General features: G+C 42.9%; 15 protein-coding genes, 1 pseudogene and 1 riboswitch. Of the genes and pseudogenes, 9 read left to right on the top strand and 7 right to left on the bottom strand.

All coding sequences use genetic code 11. The annotated features are described in order from the left end of the window. Nucleotides 1-225: 225 nt before the first annotated feature. From ABDV70_RS03450 to ABDV70_RS03435, 4 genes are all read right to left on the bottom strand, one after another. Entirely contained in the window at nucleotides 226-1365 is a 1140-nt protein-coding gene (locus tag ABDV70_RS03450; RefSeq protein WP_343595420.1) for an acyl-CoA dehydrogenase family protein, read from the bottom strand. A gap of 74 nt (nucleotides 1366-1439) precedes the next feature. Beyond that, nucleotides 1440-3326: a feruloyl-CoA synthase gene (locus ABDV70_RS03445; protein ID WP_343595419.1), complete on the bottom strand. Its 1887-nt coding sequence runs from the start codon at nucleotides 3324-3326 to the stop codon at nucleotides 1440-1442. Between the two features lie 82 nt (nucleotides 3327-3408). Continuing rightward, nucleotides 3409-4860, bottom strand: coding sequence for an aldehyde dehydrogenase (locus tag ABDV70_RS03440; protein ID WP_343595418.1), 1452 nt, complete (start codon nucleotides 4858-4860; stop codon nucleotides 3409-3411). Nucleotides 4861-4894: 34 nt separating this feature from the next. Then, on the bottom strand, nucleotides 4895-5728 hold the full coding sequence (locus tag ABDV70_RS03435) for a p-hydroxycinnamoyl CoA hydratase/lyase (protein ID WP_343595417.1): 834 nt from the start codon (nucleotides 5726-5728) through the stop codon (nucleotides 4895-4897). A 267-nt stretch (nucleotides 5729-5995) separates the two neighbouring features. Here ABDV70_RS03435 and mhpT point away from each other — a divergent pair, with 267 nt between their 5' ends. The 3 genes from mhpT to ABDV70_RS03420 all read left to right on the top strand — a co-directional run bounded on the left by mhpT (nucleotide 5996) and on the right by ABDV70_RS03420 (nucleotide 8531). Next, nucleotides 5996-7219 carry a 3-(3-hydroxy-phenyl)propionate transporter MhpT gene (mhpT, locus tag ABDV70_RS03430; RefSeq protein ID WP_343595416.1) on the top strand — a complete coding sequence of 408 codons (1224 nt, stop codon included), beginning with the start codon at nucleotides 5996-5998 and terminating at the stop codon, nucleotides 7217-7219. A gap of 55 nt (nucleotides 7220-7274) precedes the next feature. Next, nucleotides 7275-7718 (top strand): MarR family transcriptional regulator, encoded by a 444-nt coding sequence (locus ABDV70_RS03425; RefSeq protein WP_343595414.1) that lies wholly within the window; start codon nucleotides 7275-7277, stop codon nucleotides 7716-7718. Nucleotides 7719-7820: 102 nt separating this feature from the next. Next, the gene (locus ABDV70_RS03420) at nucleotides 7821-8531 is read left to right on the top strand and encodes a GntR family transcriptional regulator (RefSeq protein WP_343595412.1); all 711 of its coding nucleotides are present in this window, start codon (nucleotides 7821-7823) and stop codon (nucleotides 8529-8531) included. Nucleotides 8532-8552: 21 nt separating this feature from the next. Here the strand turns inward: ABDV70_RS03420 and ABDV70_RS03415 are convergent. Continuing rightward, nucleotides 8553-8952 (bottom strand): annotated as a pseudogene (locus ABDV70_RS03415) (iron-sulfur cluster-binding domain-containing protein); the annotation flags it as partial. 93 nt (nucleotides 8953-9045) lie between these two features. Beyond that, a riboswitch (glycine riboswitch) is annotated at nucleotides 9046-9136 on the top strand. Between the two features lie 385 nt (nucleotides 9137-9521). Here ABDV70_RS03415 and gcvH point away from each other — a divergent pair. From gcvH to gcvT, 3 genes are read left to right on the top strand one after another with little or no spacing between them, the layout of a single operon-like run. Continuing rightward, entirely contained in the window at nucleotides 9522-9896 is a 375-nt protein-coding gene (gene gcvH, locus ABDV70_RS03410; RefSeq protein ID WP_343595411.1) for a glycine cleavage system protein GcvH, read from the top strand. Between the two features lie 16 nt (nucleotides 9897-9912). Then, nucleotides 9913-12759: an aminomethyl-transferring glycine dehydrogenase gene (gene gcvP / locus ABDV70_RS03405; protein WP_343595491.1), complete on the top strand. Its 2847-nt coding sequence runs from the start codon at nucleotides 9913-9915 to the stop codon at nucleotides 12757-12759. Between the two features lie 2 nt (nucleotides 12760-12761). Next, nucleotides 12762-13877, top strand: coding sequence for a glycine cleavage system aminomethyltransferase GcvT (gcvT, locus tag ABDV70_RS03400; protein WP_343595410.1), 1116 nt, complete (start codon nucleotides 12762-12764; stop codon nucleotides 13875-13877). 65 nt (nucleotides 13878-13942) lie between these two features. Here gcvT and greB read toward each other — a convergent pair whose 3' ends face one another. Continuing rightward, nucleotides 13943-14440, bottom strand: a complete 498-nt coding sequence (greB, locus tag ABDV70_RS03395) for a transcription elongation factor GreB (RefSeq protein WP_343595409.1) — start codon at nucleotides 14438-14440, stop codon at nucleotides 13943-13945. A gap of 151 nt (nucleotides 14441-14591) precedes the next feature. Further along, a complete protein-coding gene (locus ABDV70_RS03390; protein WP_343595408.1) occupies nucleotides 14592-15521 on the bottom strand; it encodes a DMT family transporter in 930 nt (309 codons plus the stop codon). 220 nt (nucleotides 15522-15741) lie between these two features. Between ABDV70_RS03390 and ABDV70_RS03385 the strand changes: the two genes are divergently transcribed. Genes ABDV70_RS03385 through ABDV70_RS03375 form a run of 3 tightly spaced genes read left to right on the top strand, consistent with a single transcriptional unit; the run spans nucleotide 15742 to nucleotide 18666 of the window. Next, nucleotides 15742-16869 carry a Re/Si-specific NAD(P)(+) transhydrogenase subunit alpha gene (locus ABDV70_RS03385; RefSeq protein ID WP_343595407.1) on the top strand — a complete coding sequence of 376 codons (1128 nt, stop codon included), beginning with the start codon at nucleotides 15742-15744 and terminating at the stop codon, nucleotides 16867-16869. A 12-nt stretch (nucleotides 16870-16881) separates the two neighbouring features. Continuing rightward, nucleotides 16882-17208, top strand: coding sequence for a proton-translocating transhydrogenase family protein (locus ABDV70_RS03380; protein WP_343595406.1), 327 nt, complete (start codon nucleotides 16882-16884; stop codon nucleotides 17206-17208). Further along, nucleotides 17209-18666: an NAD(P)(+) transhydrogenase (Re/Si-specific) subunit beta gene (locus ABDV70_RS03375; protein ID WP_343595405.1), complete on the top strand. Its 1458-nt coding sequence runs from the start codon at nucleotides 17209-17211 to the stop codon at nucleotides 18664-18666. The last annotated feature ends 133 nt before the right edge of the window (nucleotides 18667-18799 follow it).

Genomic DNA, 18799 nt, shown 5'->3' with positions numbered 1-18799 from the left:
CATTTCATCAGTCGTTGATGTTGTAGGCTAAAATGAGGACGTGATTCTAAATTTTAGAATGGCACGACCATGCTCAATCCTTTCCCTAGGTTTGAGGTTATTTTAGTGACAACCCGATAAACATGATGCAACATTCCCTGTGTTGCGTCAGATGAATGATAAGCAGTATCTAGATTATTGTTTTAACTTCATTCATTTGATTTTATTTTGATCAACTGAATGGATTTATTTCCCTAAAATTTCTCTTGCAACAATCTCCTTCATAATTTCGTTGGTTCCTCCATAAATTTTTTGGACGCGCGCATCGACAAAAAAGCGTGAAATCGGGTACTCCTGCATATAGCCATAACCACCAAAAAGCTGGAGTAATTGGTCAATCACCTCACATTGGGTATCGGTAATAAAGCATTTTAATGCCGCAACATGGCTGACACTGAGTTGGTTATCGCGATAAAGCGTTACACATTGCTCGACAAATGCCTGTGCTGCTTTGGCTTTAATTTGCGCATTGGCAATGACAAAGCGGGTGTTTTGCATTTGGCTGAGCAGTTGCCCAAAAGCCTTGCGCTGTAAAATGTAGTCTGTGGTGAGTTGAATGGCACCAAAAATAGAACCGAGCGCCATTTTTGAAATACTAAGCCGTTCACGAGGTAGTTCCTGCATCAGATAGGCAAAGCCTTTGCCTTCTTCACCTAGACGCTGAGTGACAGGGACTCGAACTTGATCGAAAAATAGTTCAGCCGTGTCCTGCGCATGCAGTCCAATTTTTTTGAGTGAACGACCTTTGGTTACGCCATCTAGGTGAGCATCGACCAAGAGGATTGAAATGCCTTTGGCTCGTGCCTGCGGATCAGTTTTAGCCACCAGTACGATTAGGTCAGCGTGTAAACCATTTGAAATAAAGGTCTTTGAGCCATCAATCACATAGTCATCACCTTCTAAAATGGCTTGGGTGCAGATGGCTTGTAAGTCTGAACCTGCATTGGCTTCGGTCATGGCAATGGCAGTGACCACTTCGCCTGTAACCATTTTGGGAAGCCAATATTGCTTTTGTTGTTCGGTGCCGATGTTTTGTAAATAGGGTGATACCAGTTCGTTTTGTCCACCAATCGCAACGGCCAATGCTGTAAAACCTGCCTGCGCGGTTTCCTGTACCAGCATCAATGAATATTCAACAGGTGCGCCATAGCCACCATATTCTTCGGGGACATCTACACACAAAAAACCATTTTCCCCAAGTGTGTTCCAGAGTTCGCGTGGCATAAAACCTTGTTCTTCCCATTGTTCATAATAGGGAGCAACATGTTCATTTAAGAACCGTCGATAATTGTCTCGGAACAGTTCAAATTCGCTTTCGTTTTGCATATCTGACCTTTAATTTTTGGCAAAGTCCAAGAAAACCCAAATTAAAAAATTGAGTTTTTTGTTTTATCTATCTGTTAGTTTTTGATGATCGGAATACGAATAATCAATGGGTTATCACTTTGTTTCTGATATAACGTCTGGATAAGATCCGCACGTCGTTTCACAATATTGCCCTGATTTAGATTGCCTTTGTCGGTGATTTCACCTGTATCGAGTTGCGGTGGTTCGACCATTAAATACAACATTGAAGCCGTGTTTGAACTGCCCGTTGCATCTTTATTAAAGCCAACGAGAAATTGACGGAACCATTGCTGAATTTTTGGGTTTTCCAAAATTTCTTTCGGGCTATGCTCAGAAATGGAAAGATCGGCATAGTGTGCGCAGGCATCGAGTTTAGGAAAAATGAGCAAACCAATCGCATCAAGATTAGAACCAGTAATACACACGTCTTGTATCAGTAAATTCCCCTGAATCAGCACTTTATTCCGCAAAGTACCAACATTGACGAATGTCCCTGTGTTGAGTTTAAAATCTTCGGCAATGCGCCCGTCATACATCAAGCCTTGGGTTGGGTCTTGTGCATCGACCAGACGTACTGCATCGCCCGTATGGAAAAAGCCTTCATCATCAAAGATGGTGCTGTTTTGGTCTTCTTTTAAACGCCAGTAGCCTTTCATGACATGTTTGCCACGAACACAAAATTCGAGTTTGTCACCATGCGGAACCAGTTTGATTTCACAGCCTGGCGCAGGGTAGCCAATGAACCCCGCCATGACTCGTGGCCCTGTGGTAAAGGCACAAGAAGGTGCAGTTTCAGTCATGCCGAGTCCACTCATGATTCGGATTTTTTCGCCACAATGCTGTTGTGCAATTCGATCAAGGCGGTTCCATCCTGCTTCAGATAGGGCTGCACCTGCAAAGAATAAAATTTTGACTTTGGCAAAGAAACGATCTCGCAGTTGTGCATCTTGCTCTAAGGCATTGGTTAGTTCTTCCCAGCCTTTAGGGACGTTTAAGTAAACCGTTGGTGAAATTTCTTTGAGGTTCTGAATGGTTTCATCAAATTTTCCTGCAACAGGCTTGCCATCGTCAATGTAAATGGTACCGCCATTGTAAAGTGCAATACCGACATTGTGGCTGCCACCAAAGGTGTGATGCCAAGAAAGCCAGTCTAAAAGTACGGGTGGCGTTTCTTCAAATTCGGGGAACGTCTGTAACAGCATTTGCTGATTGACACACAGCATTAGGTGGGTTGTCGGGACTGCTTTAGGGAGTTTAGTTGAACCCGATGTGAACAAAAACTTGGCAATCTGGTTTTCATCTAAAGTCTGATAATAGCTTTGTACATCGGTTACAGGAGTGTCTAGCAAAGACTGAAACGATGTACAGGTTTGACTACCCACAATGCCCGTATTGGTCACAATTTCAATATCAGAACCAGCACAAGCTTCAATAGCTGCTGCAAATACCTGACCCTCATTGGCAAAAACAAGGCCTGGGGTGAGGACTTCAAACACATGTTTGAGCTTGCCAAAATCTTTGGAAATGAGTGAATAGGCAGGGGAAACAGCCGAAAATGGCACGCCTGCCAACATCGCTGCCATCGACAAAACCAAGTGCTCTAGGTCATTTCCCGAAAGAATCACCAAGGGGCGTTGCTGACTCAAGTTACGATGATGCAATGCCTGTGCAATATGCCATGCACGTTGTAATGTTTCAGCGTAGCTGAGTTTGACCCATTCACCTTGTAAATTACGTTTTGCCGCAAAGATATGATCAGGTTGGGTTTGTGCAAAATGAATTAAACGATCCGTTAATTTTTGCGGATAATTTTTCAATTTTTCTCGTGGATTGATGTATAACACATCGCCACGATAGGCATAATCAATTTCATGCCGCCCTAATTTCACATATCTTTCGCGGTCTTGTGTTTGGGTCGCCTTAATTTGCATTGCTTTCACTCCTTGGAAAGTGGTGCATCACCGCACATTTTTTGTATTGCCTCATGCAATATTTATTGTTTATATCTGACTGAATGATGGGTTAAAGGGGGTAGTGGCGTGGCTGAGTCTGAATGGTGATCCAGCGTAATTCGGTAAATTCTGAGACCGAAGCTTTACTACCAAAACGGCCATAACCGCTCGATTTTGTTCCGCCAAAAGGCATTTGTGCTTCGTCGTGTACCGTTGCACCATTAATATGGCAAATCCCTGAATCAATCTGTTTTGCAACATCTAGCGCCAGTGCAAGGTCTTGGCTAAACACAGCCGAAGAGAGTCCAAATTCACTGTCATTGGCTAAAGCGATACCTTCTTCAACGGTGTTAAAGCGCTGTACGGTACAGACTGGGCCAAACGACTCTTCACGGTACAGTAACATGTCAGGTTGAATATTGAGTACCACCGTTGGTTGCATGGTCGTTTCTTGGATTTGAATTCCGAGCGGTAAATCTGCTCCTTTGTTTTGAGCATCTTCAAGCAAATGTTGAATACGTGACGCAGCACGAGTACTTTCCAAAACGCCTAACGCATATTGGGTGTGAAAAGGATTACCTGCCTGAATAGACCGTGTTTTTTCAATCAGTTTGGCAATGAATTGCTCTGCGATCTGGTCTTGAACCAGAACTCGTTCAGTGGACATACAGATTTGTCCTTGATTAAAAAATGCACCGAAGGCTACGGCATTTACAGCTTCATCCAAATTTGCATCGTTTAAAATAATAACGGGTGCTTTACCACCGAGTTCGAGTAATACTGGTTTTAAATATTGGGCAGCCGTTTCTGCAATAATTTTTCCAACTTTGGTTGAACCTGTGAAATTAACGCGTTTTACCGCAGGATGTGCGACCAAACGCTCGACAATTTTTGGTGCATCTTGAGCAGCATGCGTAATGATGTTGACCACACCATCGCCCAAACCCGCCTGATTTAAAATTTCACCAATGAGTCGATGCGTGGCAGGGCAGGCTTCTGAGGCTTTTAGGACGACGGTGTTACCACAGGCAAGCGGCATGGCTAAGGCGCGTGTGGCTAAAATGATGGGTGCATTCCACGGTGCCATTCCCACCACCACACCGCAGGGTACACGAACCCCCATCGCAAGATTACCTGGAACATCGGAAGGAATCAGGCTGCCGTCGATTTGTGTGGTCATGGCAGCCGCTTCACGCAACATATTGGCAGCAAGATACACATTAAACCCATACCATGTTGCAGTTGAACCTGTTTCGCGCATTCCCACTTCGATAAAGCGTTCAGTATTTTGATCCATAAGATCAGCCGCTTTGAGCAAGCGTAAACGCCGTTCAGTCGGGGAAAGTTTTGACCAGATCTTAAATGCCTGTTGTGCTGATTCGATGGCATGATCTACATCGGCTAAGGTTGCAGCCGCTGCAACGGTTGCGACCTGACCATCGACGGGGCTGATCCGTTCAAAGGTATTTTGATCTGATGCATCTAGCGATTGACCACCAATGAGTAATTGTACATGTTGCATGAGGGTATCCTTACCAAAATAAAGTGCTATTCCATTAGCCTGTACGTTTGTAGCTTTGTAAACCCGGTTTAATGGATTTTTCATCTAAGAACTGTTTCATGCCTTCTTGACGGCCATTTTCTGTATCACGTTGAATACATTGGTCTAATTTGGCATATAAATAATCTTCGTTTTGATCCCATGTCAGTTCACGGCAGCGTTTAAAGCCATTTTTTGCAGTACGCATTACCACAGGGTTTTTCTCAAGCAAGATATTGGCAAGTTCAGTGACTTCAGCTTTAAGTTCAGCTAATGGAACGCTTTTGTTGATAAGTCCCATTGCTTCAGCTTCTTTACCGCTAAAGGTTTTTCCCGTCATGATGTAATACAAGGCAGTACGATGACCAACCGTGTCAGCCATCGCTTTGCTGACTAAATTGCCCGGTGGAATTCCCCAGTTGATTTCAGACAAGCCAAAGGTTGCCTCATCGGCTGAAATGGCTAAATCACATGCTACAAGAGGAGAGAAACCACCGCCAAAACACCAGCCATTGACCATCGCGATAGTCGGTTTTGAATACATGCGTAACAGTTGCCATTGCCAACGACACGAGTCCCGACGAATTCGTTCCTGAAAAATTTCAGGCTGTTCATCAACTTCACGGAAGTATTCTTTCAAGTCCATGCCAGCAGTCCATGAGTCACCAGCGCCAGTTAAGACCAAAACCTTTGCATTTGCATCGAGTTCGAGTGTTTCAAGAACATCAATCATTTCTCTGTTGAGTGTTGGGCTCATGGCATTTTTCTTTTCAGGGCGGTTAAACGTCACCCATGCAATCCCTGCTTCAACTTGAACATCAACAGTTTTCCAGCGGTTTTGATATGTCATCGTCTTACTCCTTGTGAATGACAAAATTCGGTCGTTTTAATTAATTTAATATCAGTTAAACTTACATTCAAGTCTTTTTTCATTCTTTTTTGAAAATTTAAATAAGTATTTGAAATTTTAATTAAAAATTATTTATACAATTTTTGTTTAAATAAAATCATTGCATTTTAAATCAGTTTAGCTGATATTTTTTAAGTCGTGTTTTTATAAGCATGAATAAAAAAGGATTGAATGGATAGATCAATCGATAGGAACAAGGAAAAGACTATGAATCAAGCAGTCATGCATTCAGGGCAGGTCAAGATTACCTTATTGCTCTGTTTTGCAATCGCAATTTTTGAAGGTTTCGACCTTCAGTCGATGGGGGTTGCCGCACCCCGAATGCGGGCAGAGTTTTTATTGGATAATGCACACATGGCATGGGCCTTTAGTGCTGCAACATTGGGTACCTTACCAGGCGCTGTTCTGGGGGGACGTCTGGCAGATAAAATTGGGCGGAAAAAAGTTTTAATCTTTAGTATTTTACTGTTTGGTGTGATGTCAGTTTTAACTGCATTTGCCAGTGACTATAACATGTTGTTGCTCATTCGGTTTTGTACGGGACTGGGCATGGGCGGTGCGCTACCGATGATGATTACACTGGCATCGGAAGCTGTGCCTGATCATCAAAAAGGTCTTGCGGTCAGTATTATGTATAGCGGTATACCCTTTGGAGGCATGATGACGTCCTTTGTTGCCATGGCTTTGACAGGGGATACTGAATGGCGACATATTTTCTATATTGGCGGGTTAGCGCCAGTATTGTTAATTCCATTACTTTTAAAATTTTTACCAGAGTCCAAGGCTTATATAAAAAGCCATGTTACTTCTTCGACAACCCCATTTTTAGAGGTAATTTTTGCCAAAGAACGCCGTTTTCATACATTGCAAATCTGGCTAAGCTTCTTTTGTACCTTGGTTGTTTTATATCTGCTGTTGAACTGGTTGCCATTGCTGATGGGGGCTCAAGGCTTATCTAAAATACAGGCAAATTACGTACAAATGGGCTATAACCTTGGCGGTATTGTAGGTTCAATCATGATGGGAATGTTGCTAGATCGGCTACGCATGAGCCTCGTGGTGAAATTTATTTATATCGGAATTTTGGTGGCACTCTGTTGTCTTGCAATCTCACCAACCGTGGCGTTATTGGTTGTCGCAGCAGTTGGATGTGGTATATTTATCGTTGGTGGGCAGGCAGTCTTGTATGCTTTGGCAGCGCTGTTTTATCCAACTGAAATGCGAGGAACGGGCGTGGGAACGGCAGTCGCTGTAGGGCGCATCGGGTCATTTGTCGGTCCTTTATTTGCTGGAATGTTACTTTCAATCGGCAGTAGTTCAACCATTGTGATTGGTGCAAGTATTCCAGTGATTTTTATCGCCGCAATTTCAGCGTTAATGTTGGTGCGTAAACCCAAAATAACGCCGACTGTCACTTATAAAACAACCTGACATTTATTTAGAGAAGTATGATCTAAATAGGTCATACTTTTTTTTGTGTAAAAATATGGACAAGCTTCAAACAACATCTCTCACATCACAACCCAAATTAAGTTACATGATCGCTCGTATTGATCGAGTGATTAGTAAAAGGCTCAACGAAACTTTAAAACCACTACAAATATCATTACCGCAATACACCGCACTGTCTGTATTGGCTGCAAAAGGCTCGCTATCTAACGCCAAGCTCGCAGAACGCTCTTTTATTAAACCGCAATCTGCCAATAAAATTTTACAGGATTTGTTGTCTTTAGGCTGGATTGAACGCCATGCCGACCCCACGCATGGTCGTAGAATATTGATACAGTTGACGGATGCAGGTTATGCAAAATTATCAGAATGCAACCAAGTGGTTGAAGCATTAGAACAAAAAATGTTAGTCGGGGTTGATATGAATCTGGCGATGCTGATTCGGAACAATCTGGAAATTATGGTGAGTAATCTGAAATAGCAAAAAGTAATCATATGTTCTAGATGTATTTTTACCGCGAGAGTTGCATCGGATTACAGGGATAGGTAGCATAAAAACTGGATTTAAAAAAAGTGATTTGCAATGTCATCAGGACAACAAGTTCTACTTAAACTCAGAAAAATGATTATTACAGGCGAGTTGGAAGGTGGTCATCGGATTGCAGAAATCCCCACTGCTGAACGTCTTGGCGTTTCCCGACAGCCTATTCGTATTGCATTTCGGTTGCTGGAACAAGAAGGTTTACTTATTAAAAGCCCGACCAGAGGTTATATTGTTCGGGAAATTTCGGAAAAATTAGTCACAGATGCTTTACAGGTTCGTGGAGTTTTAGAGGGACTTGCTGCTAAAACCGTGGCAGAGCAGGGGTTGACGGAGCAGCAAAAGGACAGCTTACTCCACTGTATCAAAGAAATTGATCAGCTTTTTGCCGATAAAACCGAATTTGGCGATTTAGAGTTAGAACGCTATCATCATTATAATCTGATTTTTCATGAAACCATTCTTCAAGGTGCAAATAACCTTGCGTTAAGACAGGCGCTAAGCAAAAACAATCAGTTACCCTTGGCATCTAACCAAGCGATCGTTTATGACCAGCAACGGGCTTTATCTGAATATCACCGCTTGCATTATGCGCATTTACAGCATTGTTCGATTTATGATGCACTGATGAATCGTCAGGCAGGGCGAGCCGAAGATTTGATGCGTGAACACAGTTGCGTCAATATTTTAGGAGAAACCGTGCGAGCTATTTTAGAAGATCATCATGAGTGTATGACTTTGGTCAAAGCATAGAATAGACCATGATGATTTGGTTCAAAGCTCAATCACCAGTGTTTGGTTTTTTGACCATGAGCAGCAAGGGGTAAAATGATCATTCATGGCATGTTCTTCGGGCGTCATAAATACTCGTGATGCTCTAATGTTCCTGAATCACCCGTGTTAAACATGTACCACAAATGCCTTGTTCGCAAGATATGGGCACGTCAAAACTATGCTCAAGTAGGGCTCTGGTTGCACTTTGGTGAGGCTGCAGCTGAATTTTCCGGTCTAAACCTAATACCTTAATGGTAAATGCCTGATCGTGTTCAGTATGCGTTGTTTGTGCTGCAAAGTGTTCCTGATGTGGTTATTTATCTTCCCAACCTGTTGCCTTGGCATTTTCCATCACAAAATTCATAAACCCTGTTGGACCACAAACATATAAAGGGCTTATGGTGTTGGAATAAAGCTTAAAATAAAGTGATAAAAATAGATAACAATATCACCAAGGTCTATATTGGAAAACTGGCACAATCTGTGCTTAAATCGGATGATTACAGGAGAGTAGTCTAGTATTTAGACTCGCCGAAGGAGCAACGACCCCGGAATCTCTCAGGCAAAAGGACTGTAACTTATATAACAAAAATCTGGAGAGCAACCAGCATCCGCATGGTTCACCGAAGGAAGAAAATGTGTCAGCGTGTGCTGTGCATTGAAGATCTCAGGTACATATACAGATGGGGCATATTTACTCACTTATGGAGTTGGGTGGTTATATGCCGTATATCTCAATCAAAAAGTTCAAGTGTCATTTTGACCGCTTCGTGACTTTCCCATTTGCATCTCAATGATTGGTTCTCAAAAGCCTTTACGGGTTTGTTGTGCATATCAATCTTGAAATCGCAGCTTAAAACCAAAACAGGCTTTTGAAAATATCGATGATCATCACGTGTGTTTGATGATCTGAGATTTGAGTAAATGTTTTAAAAATCATTATTTAAGCTGGAAATCAAGGAGTTTGAAATGGCATCTACAATTCGTTTTACAACTGAGCATGAGTGGTTGCGTTTAGAAGACGATGGCAGCATTACGGTAGGAATTACTGAACATGCACAAGATGCTTTAGGGGATGTGGTGTATATCGAATTACCTGAACTCAAAGCCTATACTCAGGGTGAAGAAGTCGCTGTGATTGAGTCGGTAAAAGCAGCAAGCAATATTGATATGCCATTAAATGGTGAAATTTTAGAAGTGAACGAGTCACTTGAAGCTGCGCCAGAAACAGTCAATGAAGATGCAACAGGCGCGGGCTGGTTCTTTCGCATGAAAGCCGATGACATGCAAGCGTTTGAGGCATTGTTAGATCATGATGCTTATGAAGCATTTATTCGTTCTTAAGGGGGGCATCATGAGTATGAATTTTAACAATAACAACAGTTTCGTGCATCGGCACATTGGGCCAAATGCACAAGAACAAGCAACAATGCTAAAAACATTGGGATATGACACGCTTGAAGCGTTGTTGGCAGATGTGATTCCAGATGCGATTAAAAATACCAGTGTTTTAGATGCAACCGATGGCGTGAGCGAAGAGCAGGCTTTGGCTGAGCTGAAGGCGCTGGCTCAAAAAAATCAGATTTTTAGAAGTCATATTGGTCAGGGGTATTATCCAACCCATACACCTGCTCCGATTTTGCGGAATCTTTTGGAAAACCCTGCTTGGTATACGGCTTATACCCCATATCAACCTGAAATTTCACAAGGTCGTTTAGAGGCTTTGTTTAACTTCCAAACCCTGATTTGTGACTTGACTGCACTGCCAGTTTCCAATGCGTCATTACTAGATGAAGCAACGGCTTGTGCTGAGGCCATGACTTTTTGTAAACGTATCTCAAAAAATAAAACAGCAGGCAAATTCTTTGCTTCGATTCATTGCCATCCACAAACATTAGACGTGTTACAAACACGTGCCGCACCATTAGGTATTGAGGTTGTGGTGGGCGATGAGCAAAAAATCAGTGACTTTGCTGAATTTTTTGGGGTGTTGTTGCAATACCCAGCGACCACAGGTGAAGTGAGCGATTATGCTGCACTGGTTGAAAAAGTGCACGCTGTTGGTGCGTTGGTGGCTGTTTCTGCTGATCTGTTGGCATTGACTGTTTTAAAAGCACCAGGTGAATGGGGTGCAGACGTTGCAATTGGTACAGCGCAGCGCTTTGGTGTTCCAATGGGCTTTGGTGGCCCACATGCTGCTTATTTTGCAACCAAAGATGCTTATAAACGTGATATGCCGGGACGTTTGGTCGGCTTATCAGTAGATCGTTTGGGTAAACCTGCATTACGTCTGGCTTTGCAAACGCGTGAACAACATATCCGTCGTGAGAAAGCCACCAGTAACATCTGTACAGCTCAGGTGTTATTGGCAAATATTGCCAGCATGTTTGCGGTCTATCACGGCCCGCAAGGGTTAAAAGCCATTGCAGAACGTGTTCATGCCTTGACTGTGATTTTGGCGAAAGGGTTAGAAAAATTAGGTGTGAAGGTCGCTCATTCCGCTTATTTTGATACTTTGACGATTGGTGGAATTAATGCGCCTGCATTGCTCCAACAAGCACGTGAACAAAGCATTAACTTACGTGAGATTGATGCAACGCAAGTGGGAATTTCTTTAGATGAAACCACCACGCCTGAACATGTTGTGGCGTTGTGGGCATTATTTGCCAATGGTCAAAATGTGCCTGATTTTGAGACTTTTGCAACTCAGGATCAGTGTGTATTGCCAGAGGCTTTACGTCGTGAGAGTCAAATTTTACAACATGCAGTGTTTAATCGATATCACAGCGAAACTGAATTGATGCGTTATTTGCGTCAATTGGCAGATAAAGATTTGGCGTTAGATCGCAGTATGATTCCATTGGGTTCATGTACCATGAAACTCAATGCAGTAAGTGAAATGCTGCCGATTACATGGCCTGAATTTACTCAATTGCACCCATTTGCACCGCTAGAACAAGCACAAGGCTATGTGGAAATGATTCACCAGCTTGAGCAAATGCTGTGCGCTGCAACAGGTTATGATGCGATTTCATTGCAACCTAACGCGGGTTCGCAAGGTGAATATGCAGGCTTACTGGCGATTCGAGGTTATCACATCAGTCGTGGAGAAGGGCATCGAAATATTTGTCTTATTCCACAATCGGCACATGGGACAAATCCTGCAACTGCAACCATGGCAGGCATGAATGTCGTTGTGGTTCGTTGTGATGAAAACGGCAACGTCGATGTAGAGGACTTAAAAGCCAAAGCAGAACAACACAGCGAACATCTTGCAGCATTGATGATTACGTATCCATCAACACATGGTGTATTTGAACATGCTGTGACCGAAATCTGTGACATTGTGCATGCACATGGCGGACAGGTTTATATCGATGGCGCAAACATGAATGCGATGGTGGGACTCTGTGCACCGGGACAATTTGGTGGTGATGTTTCTCACTTAAATCTTCATAAAACATTCTGTATCCCGCATGGTGGTGGTGGGCCGGGTGTTGGCCCAATCGGGGTAAAAGCACATTTAAAACCGTTTGTACCTGGGCATCAGCAACATCTAGATCGTCAGGTTGGAGCTGTGAGTGCCGCACCGTTTGGTAGTGCGAGTATTTTACCGATTACGTGGATGTATATTCGCATGATGGGGGGCAGTGGCTTACGTCAGGCTTCTGCTGTGGCTATTTTAAATGCCAACTATATTGCCAAACGTCTAGGTCATGCATTCCCTGTATTGTATAGCGGAAGTCATGGATTGGTTGCACATGAATGTATTTTGGATGTGCGTGGCTTAAAAGACACGAGTGGTATTACGGTCGATGACATTGCCAAACGTCTGATCGATTTTGGTTTCCATGCACCAACTATGTCGTTCCCTGTGGCGGGAACATTGATGGTTGAACCGACTGAAAGCGAAAGCTTATATGAGTTGGATCGATTCATTGATGCCATGATTAAAATTGCCGAAGAAATTCAGCAAGTGACAGATCAACAACTCGATGCAACCGATAACCCGTTAAAAAATGCACCACATATTGCACAGGAAATTGCAGGGGAGTGGACACATCCATATTCACGTGAACAAGCGGTTTATCCGCTACCTGAACTGGTTGCAAATAAATATTGGCCCGCGGTTGGTCGTGTCGATAACGTCTATGGAGATCGTAATTTGGTTTGCGCATGTCCAAGCATCAGCGAGTATGAGGATTAATTATGTCTGAATTGAAAAATGTTCCTTTGCTTGCATTGCATGTAGAGCAAGGCGCCAAACTGGTTCCATTTGCAGGTTATAACATGCCTGTGCAATATGCAGGGGTTCTAAAAGAACATTTGCATACCCGTGAACATGCAGGATTGTTTGATGTATCGCACATGGGGCAAGTTTTTCTAACAGGTGCAGAAGCCGCTCAGGCGCTTGAAACGCTAGTTCCTGTTGACGTGATTGATTTGCCTGTAGGAATGCAGCGTTATGCGGTGTTTACCAATGATCAGGGCGGTATTTTAGATGACTTGATGATTGCACGTTTGGCTGAGGATGAGTTTTATCTGGTGGTGAATGCTGCATGTAAAGATCAGGATTTGGCTCATTTAAAGCAGCACCTTTCTGGAAAATGCAACATCCTACCGCAGTTTGAAGAACGTGCTTTATTGGCATTGCAAGGCCCTGAAGCGGTAACAGTCTTATCTCGTTTTAACCCCGAAGTGGCTGAACTACATTTTATGCAAATTAAACGTCTATTGTTGGGCGGTGTGGAATGTATCGTCAGTCGGACAGGCTATACGGGTGAAGATGGTTATGAAATTTCGATTCCGAGTACAGCAGTCGAGTCTTTGGCAAAAGCGTTACTGGTCGAACCAGAGGTTGAACTGATTGGTTTGGGCGCACGTGATTCGTTACGTCTAGAAGCAGGCTTGTGTTTGTACGGACATGATATGGATCAGACCACAACGCCTGTTGAAGCGAGTCTGGTATGGGCACTTTCAAAAAATCGCCGTGCAGGTGGCTCACGTGCGGGAGGTTATTTGGGTGCAGAGATCATCCAGCAACACATGGCAAATGGTGTGAGTAAAAAACGTGTCGGTTTTAAAGTGCTTGACCGTATGCCTGTGCGTGAAGGGGCTGAAATCTTAACTCAAGATGAGAAAGTCGTGGGACATGTGACCAGTGGTGGTTTTGCGCCAAGTCTGGCAAGCCCGATTGCAATGGGCTATGTTGAAACAGCTTATGCTGCTGATGCAACAGAACTTTTTGCCAAAGTACGTGGTAAATTGGTGCCAGTACAAGTCACCAAAATGCCATTTGTAGCACAGCGTTACTATCGCGGATAAACCCGATGTATCGAACCAGACTTGGTTTCGATCAGTCTGGTTTTTTCTTTTTTTAAATGCCTGATTCAATCATCTACAGGCAATTTGTCTAATTTCTGATATTCAATATTTAAAATATACCAAGCCTTTTTTCCCGTTGGCGTTTGAACAAAAACTTCATCATCTACACTTTTGCCTAAACATGCTTTGGCGATAGGGGCTTGTAGGGAAATATGATTCGGCTGACCATAAATTTCTTCATCCCCGACAATACGAAAAGACGCTTTTTCACCTTCATCATTTTCAAGTTCAACCCAAGCACCAAAATACACTTTTCCATCTTGTTGTGGGTGGTAATCGACACGTTGAGCGACTTCAAAAAGTTTGGTTAAGTATCGAATTCTGCGGTCAATTTCACGTAGTTTTCTTTTATTATAGTGGTAATCTGCGTTTTCAGACCGATCACCGAGACTTGCTGCCCAAGACACAATTTTGGTGATTTCAGGGCGTTCCTTTCGTACCAGATCATTCAGTTCATTTTGTAATCTTTGATAGCCTTCGGCAGTTAATAATTTACGGTTCATAGTCAACGGGTTCAAAAGGTATGATCATCGAAATTTTGGCTGTTCTATCATAAGCGGATCTATCAAAAGATCAATGGACAGAACGTGTTAGGAATGTCAGTGAGTTGAATAACCTCACCTATGATATGACGGTAGAGTGAAACAAATGGCGCTAATGTTTTAAGGCTTTTTTACTGAAACTAATCATTAAAATGCCTGCAATATTGAGTAAACAACCAAGCCATTGCCATATATTTAAATGTTCATTTAAAAAGATAACCGCCAATAAAATCGTTAAAATCGGGCCAATTGCGGCAATCATGGCTGATTGAGCCGCACCTAGGCGAGCAATACTTTGCATGAGTAAAAAAGTGGGAACAACGGTCACAAAAATTCCTAAACCAATGCCATATAGCCAGACGGTTGCTGGCAAGGTTGTAATTGTGGTGAATGCCTGTGGTGTGGCAATCCAGTAATGGATGAGTGTGCCAATACAAGCAACACTTAAAGCCAAACCTGTAAAATTTGAAGCGCCAAATTTGGCAATCAGCCGAGGCGTTAAAAGTAAATAAGCAGCAAAAGCGATAGCACTGGCAAAAACTAAACTCGCACCCAACCAAAAATTGTTCTGTAATGGTGCATGATTTTGCTCCTGAAGTAGCACTAATACCGTTCCTCCATAACTTAGCAAAATGGCGACACTGGTCTTTAGTCGTATTTTTTGTTTATAAATGACGCTAGAGGCTAAAACGGTGAGTGTTGGGTAAAGAAACAAAATAATCCTTTCTAATGAAGCACTAATGTACATTAACCCTAAAAAATCTAGCCAACTGGCAAAGTAATAGCCCATTAAACCTGCGACAACCAGTAACCCCCAGTCTTGAGTCGATATCTGGTGTTGTTTTTGGTTGCGAAAATAGCAAGCCATAAGCAGGAAAAACGGCAGTGCACTGCCCATGCGTAATGCCATAAGTACAGTTGCATTGACTTGATCTGACAAGGCGTAGGCTTGTTTGATAAAAATGGCTTTTGAACTAAATAAAAATGCAGAACAGAGTGCAAAGAAAGAGCCGATTTGGATTTTGGTGAAGGCTATTTTCATAGGAGAGTACAGAAATTCTGCAAAAAGAAAAAATGAGAATCCGAATTATTCCATGAAATTTTGATCCATTCCAAGTGCTAAGTTTTTTCAAAATCATCATTTATTAAATAAATGATATATAGCATTAAAAAAAATATTTATTAGAATCGATTAAATTAGCACCAAAAGGGAAAGGCATTTCAATAATGCTTTTTGACATTAACATGAGTGGGGGATACGCATGCAGATCGGAATTCCTGTGGAAAAGGTGGTTGGCGAGCATCGTGTTGCAGCGACACCTGAAACTGTAAAAAAGCTGGTCGGGGCAGGACATAAAGTTGTCATTGAATATAGTGCAGGTCAAAAAGCAGCTTATCTTGATGATGCCTATACGCAAGTTGGGGCAGCGTTAGTGGAAGATGCTTATCTTCAAAGTGACATTATTTTAAAAGTTCATGCACCGCAAGGCGAAGAAATTCGCAAAATCAAAGCTCAGACGATTGTGATTGCAATGTTTGACCCATACCGCAACACAGCACTGGAGCAGTTTGCACAGCAGGGAATTTCTGCATTTGCACTGGAGTTGTTGCCTCGTACCTTGTCACGTGCGCAAAACATGGATGTGTTGTCCTCCCAAGCTAATCTGGCAGGTTATAAGTCAGTTTTGTTGGCAGCAAATGAATATCAACGCATGTTCCCAATGTTGATGACTGCCGCAGGTACAGTCAAACCTGCACGTGTGGTGATCATGGGTGTTGGGGTTGCGGGACTACAGGCGATTGCAACGGCAAAACGATTGGGTGCGGTGGTTGAAGCAACTGATTTACGCCCAACTGCAAAGGAGCAAGTTGAGTCTTTAGGTGGAAAATGGCTTGATGTGCCGATGTCTGCCGAAGAACAACAACGTGCTGCCGATGCTGTAAAAAATGGTTATGGTTGGACACCGGGCGAACAGTACATCAAAGATCAGGCTGCCATTGTCGATAAAGCAGTTGCCAATGCTGATATTGTGATTACCACAGCACTCCTTCCGGGGCGTAATGCGCCACGACTGATTCATGCAGCAACAGTTGTCAAAATGAAAGCGGGTTCTGTCATTTTAGATATGGCAGTTGAAACAGGCGGCAATGTTGAAGGTTCGCAAGTCGGTGAAATCGTCATGACTGCAAATGGAGTCAAAATTTTAGGTATCCCCAATATTCCATCCACCATTGCAACTGAAGCCTCAGCACTGTATGCCCGCAATGTTTTTAATTTTCTAGAAACATTGTTTGATGACAACAAACAGCCTGTGATTAATCAGGATGATGACATTCAAAAAGCATTGCTCATCACACATGGTGGCACATTGCTGTTTAAGCGTGGATAAGGAGAATTTCTCATGGTCGAAACCATTACCATTTTTGTGTTAGCAATTTTTGTGGGTTATTACGTGGTTTGGGGGGTAACACCTGCCTTACATACGCCATTAATGGCTGTGACGAATGCGCTCTCATCTATCATCATTGTAGGTGCCATGCTTCAAACGGTGGGATTACCTGTTTTGGGTATAGAGGCTAATGTGCAATTTCAAAGCATGAATATTGTCAGTGTGTTGGGTGCAGTCGCTGTTTTTCTTGCCAGTATTAATATTTTTGGTGGTTTTGCTGTGACTGCCAGAATGCTGGAAATGTTTAAACCAAAGCAGAAAAATAAAGAGGGTGGCTAAATGGAATTTGTTCGTGCAAATGCAGACTGGTTTTACCTCATTGGTTCAGTCCTATTTATTTTAACGCTGCGTGGTTTATCAAGTCCTAAAACTGCCATTCAGGGCAATCGCTACGGCATGATTGCAATGGCGATTGCGGTATTGAGCACTTTTTTCGTGGCAGACCATCCTGTGGTGTGGATGATTGTTGCGGCAATGGTTTTGGGTGCAATTGTTGGGATTGTACGTGCGCGAACCGTTCCAATGACACAAATGCCAGAAACGGTTGCGTTAATGCACTCTTTGGTGGGGCTGTCTGCGGTATTGATTGCGATTGCAGCGATTTTACATAATAACCAGCTCAGCGCATTGTTTACACAAAATGAAGCAGCGTTGACTTCGGCAAACGTGCAGCATGTTCACATGAGTAAAGTTCATTTGTTCGAGCTGTTTGTAGGATGTTTTGTCGGTGCAATTACTTTTACGGCTTCGGTGTTTGCATATGGCAAACTCGCTGCGAAACAATGGGCGAAAACCATTAAAGGTGCTTGGGTTAAACCTGTACAACTTGTATTGTTTATTGCCATGTTGGCGTGTGGGGTTAGCTTTTTCCTAACGGAAAATATGTCTGCATTTTGGGCAATGACAGCATTGGCACTTGCTTTTGGTTGGGTGTGGATTGCGCCTGTGGGTGGTGGAGATATGCCTGTAGTGGTGTCACTTCTGAACTCATTTTCAGGATGGGCAGCAGCAGGAATTGGATTTACCCTTGAAAATAACATGTTGATTGTTGCAGGTTCCTTGGTGGGTTCATCGGGTGCAATTTTGTCTTACATCATGTGTAATGCCATGAACCGAAATATCATCAATGTGTTATTTGGCGGTGCAATGGGGGGTACTGCTGTATCAAGTGCAAAAACAGATGGTGCGCAAGTTCAACGTAACTACCGTTCAGGTTCAGCGGATGATGCAGGATTCCTGATGTCCAATGCCGATAGTGTTGTGATTGTACCGGGGTATGGAATGGCACAAGGGCGCGCACAAAATGCGGTGAAGGAACTTTGTGAAATTCTAAAAGAACAGGGTGTCACTGTTCGCTTTGCGATTCATCCTGTTGCAGGGCGTATGCCGGGACATATGAATGTTCTGCTTGCCGAGGCAGATGTGGCTTATGAAGACATTTTGGAAATGGATGAAATCAACTCAGACTTTCCCGCAACGGATGTTGTACTGGTGATTGGTGCAAATGATGTGGTTAACCCCGCAGCCAAAGACGACTCAAGTTCACCTATTTACGGCATGCCGATTTTAGAAGCACATAAAGCCCGAACTATTATGGTCATTAAGCGTTCAATGGCAACAGGCTATGCAGGTTTAGATAATGACTTATTTTATAGCGAAAAAACCATGATGATTTTTGGTGATGCGAAAAAAGTTGTTGAGGATATGACCAAATCGATTAATGGCGGTGGGCATTAGCCAACAGTGTGATGAGAGTGAAATAAAAGTCATTTTAGGATGGCTTTTTCTATATCTATAGACGTTTCGAGGGAGTGACAACCTGATGGGAATGCTTGCGAAAATGATCCCCATTGGTAATTTTAAAAGATAA

The sequence above is a fragment of the Acinetobacter sp. genome, from assembly GCF_039596015.1.
In the GTDB taxonomy this organism is placed as follows: domain Bacteria; phylum Pseudomonadota; class Gammaproteobacteria; order Pseudomonadales; family Moraxellaceae; genus Acinetobacter.
This window is presented reverse-complemented; position numbering and strand designations above follow the sequence as displayed.